This is a genomic window from Flavobacterium sp. (genome assembly GCF_036515215.1).
Classification (GTDB): Bacteria; Bacteroidota; Bacteroidia; order Flavobacteriales; family Flavobacteriaceae; genus Flavobacterium.
In genome coordinates this window covers 1-10416 of the sequence record NZ_DATBVQ010000184.1, presented here as the reverse complement: position 1 = coordinate 10416, position 10416 = coordinate 1, and the positions used below count along the sequence as shown (strand labels likewise).

Annotated in this window: 10 protein-coding genes; 2 read left to right on the top strand and 8 right to left on the bottom strand. The window is 37.7% G+C overall.

Annotated features, from left to right (window positions below; translation table 11 throughout):
* The 3 genes from VIH09_RS12745 to VIH09_RS12735 all read right to left on the bottom strand — a co-directional run.
* Positions 1-369: FAD-dependent oxidoreductase (locus VIH09_RS12745; protein WP_331581587.1), on the bottom strand; the 369-nt coding region annotated here is incomplete at its 3' end.
* A gap of 174 nt (positions 370-543) precedes the next feature.
* Complete coding sequence (ybeY, locus tag VIH09_RS12740; protein ID WP_331581585.1) at positions 544-963, bottom strand: rRNA maturation RNase YbeY; 420 nt, start codon at positions 961-963, stop codon at positions 544-546.
* Entirely contained in the window at positions 960-4247 is a 3288-nt protein-coding gene (locus VIH09_RS12735) for a hypothetical protein (protein ID WP_331581582.1), read from the bottom strand. The genes ybeY and VIH09_RS12735 overlap by 4 nt, the downstream gene beginning before the upstream one ends.
* 154 nt (positions 4248-4401) lie before the next feature.
* Between VIH09_RS12735 and gltX the strand changes: the two genes are divergently transcribed.
* Positions 4402-5907, top strand: a complete 1506-nt coding sequence (gene gltX / locus VIH09_RS12730) for a glutamate--tRNA ligase (RefSeq protein WP_331581580.1) — start codon at positions 4402-4404, stop codon at positions 5905-5907.
* A gap of 36 nt (positions 5908-5943) precedes the next feature.
* On the opposite strand, the gene VIH09_RS12725 is transcribed toward gltX, so the two are convergent.
* Positions 5944-6585: an outer membrane beta-barrel protein gene (locus tag VIH09_RS12725; protein ID WP_331581578.1), complete on the bottom strand. Its 642-nt coding sequence runs from the start codon at positions 6583-6585 to the stop codon at positions 5944-5946.
* A gap of 76 nt (positions 6586-6661) precedes the next feature.
* Here VIH09_RS12725 and VIH09_RS12720 point away from each other — a divergent pair, with 76 nt between their 5' ends.
* Entirely contained in the window at positions 6662-7639 is a 978-nt protein-coding gene (locus tag VIH09_RS12720; protein ID WP_331581576.1) for an SPFH domain-containing protein, read from the top strand.
* A gap of 17 nt (positions 7640-7656) precedes the next feature.
* On the opposite strand, the gene VIH09_RS12715 is transcribed toward VIH09_RS12720, so the two are convergent.
* From VIH09_RS12715 to VIH09_RS12700, 4 genes are all read right to left on the bottom strand, one after another.
* Positions 7657-7920, bottom strand: a complete 264-nt coding sequence (locus VIH09_RS12715) for a DUF6327 family protein (protein WP_331581574.1) — start codon at positions 7918-7920, stop codon at positions 7657-7659.
* Between the two features lie 3 nt (positions 7921-7923).
* Positions 7924-8274 carry a competence protein gene (locus tag VIH09_RS12710; RefSeq protein ID WP_331581572.1) on the bottom strand — a complete coding sequence of 117 codons (351 nt, stop codon included), beginning with the start codon at positions 8272-8274 and terminating at the stop codon, positions 7924-7926.
* A 27-nt stretch (positions 8275-8301) separates the two neighbouring features.
* A complete protein-coding gene (locus VIH09_RS12705) occupies positions 8302-8631 on the bottom strand; it encodes a YtxH domain-containing protein (protein ID WP_331581569.1) in 330 nt (109 codons plus the stop codon).
* Between the two features lie 308 nt (positions 8632-8939).
* Positions 8940-10416: glutamate--tRNA ligase family protein (locus tag VIH09_RS12700; RefSeq protein WP_331581567.1), on the bottom strand; the 1477-nt coding region annotated here is incomplete at its 5' end.

Genomic DNA, 10416 nt, shown 5'->3' with positions numbered 1-10416 from the left:
CATTTCCTGGTAAAAATCCAGATTGGGTGTTCCCTCCAACATCATGCGCCATTCTTCTGCAAAACGCATACGGTCACTTTGAACCCTAGGTGACCACATTGCGGGACCTTTGGACTTATTCAACATCTTGAACTGGATGGCTGTTCTGTCAGAAACGATCCCAGAGTATCCGCCAAGCGCGTCAATCTCCCGAACAATCTGCCCTTTGGCAATTCCGCCCATAGCGGGATTGCACGACATTTGCGCTATATTTTGCAGGCTCATCGTAACCAACAAGGTTTTTGAGCCCAGATTGGCGGCAGCGGCAGCGGCTTCAGAACCCGCGTGACCAGCACCCACCACAATTACATCATACTCTTCTTGAAACATTTTTCTTTATGAATTTGTCCCCGATTGCCGGGAATGCGATTTAAAAGGCGGAAGCAATATTCGCCATCAAAACCTGAATTTAATTTAGGTCCCCAACGGAACCATATTGTTGTTTTCTGCTTTCGTCAGAATGTTCCACGTGAAACATTCTTCATTAAAAACAAAACTAGTCGCTTACTGTTCCACGTGGAACATGGCTAGTTTTTCATCTTCCTTGCTGCGCATTAAACTTTCGTCTTCCTCGCCCTTGTCCTTGAATCCGCAATAGTGAAGAACGCCATGTACCATCACCCTCCTTAATTCCGTCTCAAACGAAACTTCGAAATCATTTGCGTTGTCCTGAACCCGCTCCACGGAAATGAAAATATCCCCATTGATTTCGTTGCCCACGCAGTAATCGAAACTGATGATGTCAGTCAAATTGTCGTGGTTCAAATATTCAAGGTTGATTTTGTGTAAATATTCGTCGTCACAGAAGATGTAGTTTATCTCCCCTTCTTTCTTGTTTTCAGATACAATCACTTCAGAAATCCAAGTGCCGACTGCCTCTTCATTGTCTAAGCTAAACTCGCTTTCGTAATTAAAATTGATCATTTTTTATTAAAATATTCTTGAACCTTCAGGTTAAAATTTGAGCGCAAAGGTAATGATTGTCTGTTTAATATCTCAATGCTATTCAAATAATCTAACAAAGCGTCCGGCAGTGGTTCAGATTGACTGTCAAACTCCTTCTTATTGGATTCGGATTGTCTCTTTTTTTCCTCTCCCTGCTGCCGCAAGGCAGAGTTCAACTTCAAGAGTTCCTGTTTAATATTTAGCACTTTTTGAAGCGTCTCGTTTTTAAAACCTTTATTCAACAATTGCTTTTCCAACTGTTTCATTTGTTCCAATGCGCTGCCTCCGGCAGCTCCCATGCCTTGTTTGTTTAATTCGTTCTCAAGAGCCTCCCGAAGCTGCCTTTGTTCCTTATAGATTTCCATTATGGCTTCCGCATCGCCCTCTCCCTCTTCGCCGCCTTTGGCCTTTCCTTTCCCTTTGCCTGCGCCTTCTCCATCTTCGCCTTTGGCGCCATCCTTCATTCCATCCTTCATTTTTTGGCCAAGGCCTTCCTGCTTTTTAATGATGTTAGGCAACTGCATTCCTTGACCACTTCCGGGTTTGGGTTTGCCTGACCCCATCCCCGACAAAGAACTCTGCATGTTGCTAAGCAATTCGCTCAGGAAATCTCCCAATTTGTTAGCGGCAGAAACAGTATACTGTTGATGAGACACCCCTTTCGGTATCTGGCTATCTGACAAGCTTTCCAAAGATTTGTCAACATTGTAGTGCACGTTCCCAATCTCCCTAGTGACATCTTCAGCTACCTTAGGGTTCCTCAACGAAAGGGCAAACAAACTGTCGTCAACATGTTTAAACTGCTGCTTCAAATCCTGCTGCAATTTAATGTTCTTATTGAATGCGGGGGAACCTCTGCTCAGGTCTTTGAACTGGTCCATTACATCTTCTTGTGACAATGAAAAAGCCAAAAGATTGTCCAGAATTTGACGCAACATTTTTACATCTTCTTCCATTTGTTCCTTCTCATTTCCCTCCAAACTTTGTGCCATTTTCATAGCCATCGATTTCATCTTCTTCGAGGCCGATTTCTGTTTTGGCTTGGCCTTTGATTTATTTTCTTGCTTGAGTTCATCGGCCGCTTTCTTCATGTCATCGTCAATGCTCTTTTCCTCTGCTTTGTCTTTAGGAAGATCCATCGGGGATTTCAGTTCCTTGTTGTCCATATCCAGCGCATTTAACTCCTCCTTCAATTTGTCGAAATCAGAGGCAATATCTTTTTGCTTCTCCAACGAATTTTCTTTTTCGCTATCAGATAATTTGTCTTGCTTCTCCGAAAGCTTGTCCAACTTGTCGGCCAATTGTTGCGCTTTTTTCTCCACGTAATACTTCTTGGTAAGTTCAACCAACTGCTCCAAATTCTTAATTTGGTTTTTGCTGTTTTGCTTGAATTTATCCAACTTATTCAGCAAATCTTCATTCTTGATTTTGTCATTCAATTGCTTTAACTCATCCAGCAATTTCTGATTCTTTTCCAGATCTTCATTTGCCCTTTCCAAACGCTTCTGTAAATCTTCTTTGAACTCGTCCTTTGGTACGGATTTGAATTCGTCCAAATTCTTCTTCATCTTTTCCGTAAATTCCTTCATCATTTCATCTTGCTTTTTTTGATGCTGAATAAAATCCTTTACATTTTGTTGCTCTTTAAATTCAAATTGATCTTTTTCCTTTCCTGACTTTTGCAGCTTTTCAATATCAGTAATCTGTTTGTCTTGATTTTTTAACGACCTTTCCAAACTTTTGATATTCTCGTTTTGTTGTTGAAATACTTCATCCTCCTTTTCTTCATCGGTTGCAATGCTATCAGAGAATACCGAAGATTTTGTGCTTTTGTAATTGTGAATAGCATCATTGTCAAAAACCTCGAAATAATACTCATAGGAAACTCCTTGCTCCACGGCTAGCGAACTAGGAAAGGAGAACACAAATTGTTGAAAGTTGGAGGCCTTTACCCCTATTGTTCCACGTTTGGCAAGTTCCTCTTTATTCCTTGGGTAATAAACAATCTGCAATTTAGAAATTCCATAATCATCTGAAACCTGGCCTAAAACATAATTCTTACCCAGCTTTAAACTGTCTGGCGCACCGCTCACTTGGATAGAAGGATACTGATCCTTAACCACTGATAGTTGGTAATTCAGTTTTTCATAGTCCTTTACCTTATCATTTGATGTAACAATTTGATAATCTGTGTTTTGAAATATATTTTTAGATAATGTAAATGCATTATCAGCTTTTCGAAAAGGAAAACTTGATTTTTCATTAATCCACTCTACTGTTTGTGTCCCATCGGTGTCCATTTTCCATGTAACCAAGGTCCCTTCGGGAATTACGGCATTTCCGGTTCCTTTTATGGACTCCGCCTTCCTATTCAAATAAGAAGGGAAAGACAGCTCCATCTTAAAGTTGGAAATCGAAGGAACTTCAATAACCTTTAACTCATAATCCTTGGAGGAAACCGAATTAGCCTTTACATAGAAGGAAATGTCATTACTGGGTTTTACAATTTTAAATTGAAATTCGCCTGGAGCAGTGTTTTCCAAAAAATAACTTTCATCATCAATGAATATCATCGCGTTTTCTGGAATTACTTTACCGACCGTTTTTAGTTTCAGGATGAAATCTTTGTTCTGCTCGGTTTGCAAATTGGCGTTGAGCACAACAAATTCGAAAGGCGCCGGCGGTAAAAAACTAGCGTTAAAATGGACTACCCTATTTAAACTCTGAGAAATCATTCCATTGTTTCCCGTCAGATAAAAGATGGAAAAAACTAAAATTGGAACCAGCGCCAAAGGCAAGTACTTTTGATTGGATTTAAAATCTATCGCATTACCGAAAGGGATTGGCTGCAATGCGTTAGCTTTCTGATCTATCGATGCCAATAACAATTCTGATTTATTTTCATCACTGCCTGCATCTGATAACTGCAGAAAATTAGTCAACTTGTCCTTGACATCAGCAAAGTGATTTCCGATAATTATTGACGCCTGATTGTAATCGATGCCTTTTTGGAATTTAAACAGTTTGAATAAAGGAAACATGATAAAACGAAACAGCAGAAAAACCTCCACTCCCACGAATGCCCAAAACAACAGGGTCCGTCCCATTGGCTTCAGCCAAAGAAAATGTTCGATGAAAAGGGTAAACAAAAAATACAACAATCCTAAACCGATAAAGAATACAATTCCCCGTATCAATTCATTGGTGTAAAACTTTTTGATAAAAGCTTCAAGCTTTAGATAAATTATATTTGATGCATCCACTATTTCTATGGCTTTATATAACCAATAAATGTAACAATTTATATGATCAAAGAAAAGATAAAAGAAGTACAATTTAAACACCGTAAAAATTAACCCCTTTCCTACTAATCCGTTTTAGCGCCGGATTTGTATCTTTGAACCAAAATTTATAAAAATGTCGAAGCAAGTTCGAGTGCGTTTTGCACCAAGTCCTACCGGACCTTTACATATCGGCGGTGTTCGTACCGCATTATTTAATTATTTGTTCGCCAAAAAAAATGGCGGTACTTTCTACTTGAGAATTGAAGACACCGATCAAAATCGTTACGTTCCCGGAGCGGAAGCATACATAATGGAAGCACTGGAATGGTTGGGAATTGCGCCTGACGAAACTGTTGGGAAAAATGAAAAATTTGGACCTTATCGTCAAAGCGAAAGAAAACATCTTTACAAAGAATACGCAGATCAATTAATCAATTCGGGCTGGGCCTATTATGCCTTTGATACGCCAGAAGCTTTAGATGCTTTCAGAAAATCTGAAGAAGAACAAGGGAAAACATTCATATACAATCATACCAACAGGGAGAAACTGGATACTTCGTTGGTCATTTCAACCGAAGAAACTGCTGAACGAATTGCTAAGGGTGATGCCTACGTCATCCGTTTTAAAACCCCTGTAGATGACATTTTGCATTTGCATGATATCATCCGTGGTGAGGTGAAATTTGACACCAACCTATTGGATGATAAAGTTTTATTCAAGAGCGACGGTATGCCCACCTATCATTTGGCTAATATTGTAGATGACCATTTAATGGAAACTTCACACGTTATTCGTGGCGAAGAATGGTTGCCTTCTATGCCGTTGCACGTTTTATTGTACAGAGCATTTGGTTGGGAAGCTCCAGAATTTGCTCACCTTCCATTGATTTTGAAGCCTGTTGGAAACGGAAAGTTATCAAAACGTGACGGAGACAAATTAGGATTTCCTGTATTTCCGTTGGAATGGAAAACTGAAGAAGGAATTTCATCTGGTTATAGAGAGAAAGGATTTTTTCCTGAAGCCGTTATTAACTTTTTGGCCTTGTTAGGTTGGAATGACGGTACCGACAAAGAATTATATACTTTAGAAGAATTAGTGCAAGCTTTCGATTTGCGCAGAGTCCATAAAGCTGGAGCCAAATTTGACCCAGAAAAAAATAAGTGGTTCAATCACCAATATTTGATAAAGCAAAAAGACGAAGATTTGGCGAAGACCTTCGCTCCTATCGTTGCTTCAAAAGGAATTACAGTACCTGAAAATGTACTCATAAGAATCGTTTCCTTAATTAAAGAAAGGGCTCATTTCGTTTCCGAATTTTGGGATCTGAGCGATTTCTTTTTTGTGGCGCCAGCCGATTACGATGCAAAAGCGACTAAAAACTGGAAAGAGGAAACTCCTGCGTTAATGCAGGAACTGATATCCGTTGTGGAAGAAATTACTGATTTCACTTCTGCAAATATTGAAACCATCGTAAAAGACTGGATGACAAAAAATGAAATTGGTATGGGAAAAGTAATGCAACCCTTCCGTTTGAGTTTGGTTGGCGCCCTTAAAGGACCCCACCTATTTGAAATCGTTGAAGTGATCGGAAAACAAGAAACGATCACAAGAATTCAAAAAGCTATAGCTGCTTTATAAAAACAAAAAAAGCTTCCGCATTGGCGGAAGCTTTTTTTATAAGTACAGAATAATATTCCCGTTTAGTATCCCTGGATTTCCTTTAAAATTATACCCTAAGTTTTTAGTGTTTAAATTCTCCAGCATGTTGTTGATTACGTATTGATAGGAAATATTAAGACGAAAATGCTTTACCCCAGCGGTTACGCCAATCGTCGGGTAAAAGTTAAATTTTGAGATGTCTTCAATATCCTTAACAATCAAATTGGTCCCTGATATATTGTTGTTTTCTTTATCATATTCAGATTTGAATTTACCGCCAACTTGAAGAATGGGTCCGAATTCAAAAGTCAAATGATTTTCAACAATCACATAACTCAACTGCAAAGAAATTTGCGCTGAAGCCAATTTTAGATTTACATCCTCATTTGCTAAAAACTTGCTTTTTGTGGCAACGGTAAAATTATTTTCGCTAAACTGAATAGCATAAACCATGTCCCAATTATCGTAAAAGTTACCTCTCACCGATAGTCCGCCATTCCATCCCAAGTCAGGTTTAGTTTGAAAATTGGTTGTATTCAAAGTAAACTGGTTCACGCCAAAACTAATTCCTATTCTGTTCGAATCCCTGTAACCATACTGCGCAGCCGTTGTGAATGTGATCATTAGTAAAACATAGACTGCATATCGCTTTTTCATATAATGTTATTAAACCGGCACAAACCTAAAGTTTTTTTGTAATTTAACGGCTATTTTTAAACTAAAATATATAAATATGAACATCGCATTACTTATTATCCTTGTGTTTGGATTTTTTATCTTACTGTCCTCTTTTTTTACCGTTAGACAGCAATCCTCTGTAATCATTGAACGATTTGGCAAGTTTCACAGCGTAAGACAATCCGGCTTACACTTAAAAATCCCTTTAATTGATAGAATCGCGGGTCGTGTCAATTTAAAAATTCAACAGTTGGACGTTATTATCGAAACCAAAACAAAAGACAATGTATTCGTGAAACTTAAAGTGTCGGTACAGTTTATGGTTGTCAAAGACACTGTTTATGATGCCTTTTATAAACTGGAATACGCACATGATCAAATTACCTCTTACGTCTTTGACGTGGTACGTGCCGAAGTTCCCAAGTTGAAACTGGATGATGTTTTCGAAAGAAAAGATGATATCGCCATAGCAGTAAAACGGGAATTGAATGAAGCCATGACAACTTATGGCTACACAATCATCAATACTTTAGTTACCGATATTGATCCGGACATACAGGTCAAAAATGCCATGAACAGAATCAATGCAGCCGACAGGGAGAAAACGGTAGCTGAATTTGAAGCTGAAGCATCAAGAATTAGAATCGTGGCCAAGGCCAAAGCGGAAGCGGAAAGCAAACGCTTACAAGGACAGGGTATTGCGGACCAAAGAAGAGAGATTGCAAGAGGATTAGTCGAAAGTGTGGATGTATTGAACAGGGTTGGAATTAATTCACAGGAAGCCTCTGCCCTTATTGTAGTCACACAACATTATGACACGCTACAGGCCATCGGCGCAGACACCAATTCAAATTTAATTTTATTGCCCAATTCACCACAGGCAGGAAGCGAAATGCTGAATAATATGGTAGCTTCTTTCAGTGCATCCAACCAAGTGGGCGAAATGATGAAAAAAACGAATAGGAAACAAGCTAAGAAAGAAATAAAAGAAATTGAACCTTCTAAGGAAGAAGAAACCGAAGAAGAAATATAACAACAAAAAAAAGAGGCTTAACGGCCTCTTTTTTTAAATATCCATTTTGTGACAAATGGTATCGCTAAACTTATAATCCTTCCATAAGGTCCTGGAAGACTAGGACTCCAAGATCCTACGATGCCCTTTACAGTGTTTTTTACAATGTTTTTTGGTTCTAAATTCTCTTTAATATCTTGTATTTCTAAATGCAGTTTTTGAAGACTTATTTCCTTTTCAATTTTTAAGATTTCTAGTTCTCTATCAATCTGCGCATATGACGAATATTTTTTTGTTCTCATAGTTTAGTCGTTGAAAAATATTTCCGAAAATTTCTCTAAAAGTGGTTTTTCAACCAACTTATCTTTGATCAAAAATAACAGCATGGTAAAGAAAAAATAAATCCCCCCAACTATTAAAAACCCAAAAGGATAACTCTCCAGATAATTTCCAATGGCAAAAGCCAGAGCAAATGAACAAAAGATTAAAACCATAGAGATACCCAATAAAATTAATGAAAATTTTAAAAATGCCGTAGTGGACTTCATCGCCATCTTGAAACTACGTAATTTATAATACTCCAGATTATTTTCTATGTACTTGGTGACATGTTCTTGAATGTTCTCCGAATTTTCTTTTAATTCTTCAAAAGCCATATTTTGATTTTTTAAATTTTATTCTTTTTATTTTTGAAGCTTGGCATTTTGTTCTTTTAATTCGGCCAATTTTATTTCAAGGAAAGAAATCACGTCATCTGTTTTATGGCTCATATCGGAAAGAATATCTTTATACGTTCCTTCTAAATCCATCTTGGCAGTTGATAGTTTCTGTTTCATTTCGGTTGTTAGACCATCATATTTATATTTCAAATCTTTTTTAGTTACCTTATAACCGTCTTTTAATTTTTCTCTGGTTTTTTCTCCTTTGTCCGGCGCGAACAAAATTCCTATTCCAGCACCTACAGCCATTCCGCCAATTAGAGCTATTAATGTATTTCCTGCATTATTTGACATGATATTTGATTTTAGTGAATAATATTTTAAAAATACGATAATTATCAACACGGTCTTGTTAATAAGCCGTTAAAGTCGGTTCTGACAGGATTGAAACTTAAAATAAAGCCAATTGCGGACATAAAAACCAAGCACTGTGCAATACGACTAAAAAAAAGCAAAAGCGTTTTAAAACGGCCTCATAATCGCCGTTTTTAATTACTAAATCTTATGTGAAGTGGGAAAACGATAGAATATTACAATAATAAAAAAACGCCTTATAAAGGCGTTTTAAATATTGAAGAAATCTATGCTTCGAAATGAAACTATTAAATGTTCAAATCGTTTAATAGGTCTAGAACATCTTCATTCTTTTCTGTGTTTTTTAATTCTGTAAGCTCGATCGTAAAATTCCCAAAATTACTGCTATCCTTTTTAAGGTTCTCAATTGCCAAAATCCGAACTGGAGCCAATTGACTTTTCAACGACATCGAATAAAGTTTCGTCAACGCTTCAAGTTCAATGTTCTTAGTCTTAACTTTGTCAGAATTTGCCAAAATTAAATTTGCAAACAACAGCGAATTGTTGTCATTTTTGACATTTTTGACAACCGTTTGATTTATCAAACTGTAATTGTCAATACTTTTTATATTGTCAACTATATTTTCCAGTAATAGATTAGCGTTTGTTATGTCCTTTTCTTTAACATATTTGTTGATCTCTTTTTGGGTATTCATCAATAAATTAGCCTCTTTTTTGCCTTTCTCTTCCCAGGCATCTTTCAAGCCCACTGTTTTATTGAAGACTAATTGGCCTTCTTTACTATCTTTATCAACATTAAAATAACCAAGGCGCTGAAATTGGAATTTGTCCCCAGCACATGCCGTTACCAAACTAGGTTCTACAAATCCTTTTACGATTTCAAGAGAACTCGAATTGATAAATTCAAGGAAATTTTTCTCTTTGTGGCTGTCCGGCGCTTCATCCGTGAACAGACGATCATAAAGACGCACTTCCGCCTCGACAGCATGTTTGATAGAAATCCAGTGCAAGGTACCTGCTACTTTTCTTTGAGAAGCTTCGCTCCCACTACCGCTTCGGCTGTCTTCATCATAAGTAACATGAATTTCCGTAATGGTTCCATCGGCGTCCTTTACTACGCTTTCGCCCTTGATGATATATCCGTTTTTAAGTCGAACCTCATTACCTATACTCAATCTAAAAAATTTCGGAGGCGCTACTTCCAAGAAATCGTCTCTTTCTATGTATAATTCACCTGAGAAAGGAACTTGTCTAAACCCGGCACTCTCGTCTTCCTGGTTGTTTTCGGCTTCCAGCCATTCTTCTTTTCCCTCCGGATAATTGGTAATAATAACTTTAACAGGGTCTAAAACAGCCATTACTCTGGGTGCTGTCTTATTTAAATCTTCTCGTAAGCAAAACTCCAAAAGGGAAACATCGATCACGTTTTCACGCTTGGCTACCCCGATGATGTCACAAAATTTTCGAATAGAATTTGCGGTGTATCCACGTCGTCTCAAACCCGAAATGGTCGGCATCCTCGGATCATCCCACCCGTTAACAATATTTTCTTGAACCAATTGCAGCAGTTTTCGCTTGCTCATTACAGTGTAATTCAGGTTTAAACGTGCAAATTCATATTGATGAGGCCTTACCATTTTTTCATCATAAATTTGATCCAAAAACCAGTTGTATAACTCGCGGTGCATCACAAATTCAAGCGTACATATCGAATGCGAAATTTGTTCTATATAATCGCTTTCACCATGGGCATAATCGTACATC

What these genes read in the sequence shown, in the direction of transcription:
- ybeY (WP_331581585.1), bottom strand. Translation starts at nt 963, where the DNA reads ATGATCAATTTTAATTACGAAAGCGAGTTTAGCTTAGACAATGAAGAG.
- gltX (WP_331581580.1), top strand. Translation starts at nt 4,402, where the DNA reads ATGTCGAAGCAAGTTCGAGTGCGTTTTGCACCAAGTCCTACCGGACCT.
- VIH09_RS12725 (WP_331581578.1), bottom strand. Translation starts at nt 6,585, where the DNA reads ATGAAAAAGCGATATGCAGTCTATGTTTTACTAATGATCACATTCACA.
- VIH09_RS12720 (WP_331581576.1), top strand. Translation starts at nt 6,662, where the DNA reads ATGAACATCGCATTACTTATTATCCTTGTGTTTGGATTTTTTATCTTA.
- VIH09_RS12715 (WP_331581574.1), bottom strand. Translation starts at nt 7,920, where the DNA reads ATGAGAACAAAAAAATATTCGTCATATGCGCAGATTGATAGAGAACTA.
- VIH09_RS12710 (WP_331581572.1), bottom strand. Translation starts at nt 8,274, where the DNA reads ATGGCTTTTGAAGAATTAAAAGAAAATTCGGAGAACATTCAAGAACAT.
- VIH09_RS12705 (WP_331581569.1), bottom strand. Translation starts at nt 8,631, where the DNA reads ATGTCAAATAATGCAGGAAATACATTAATAGCTCTAATTGGCGGAATG.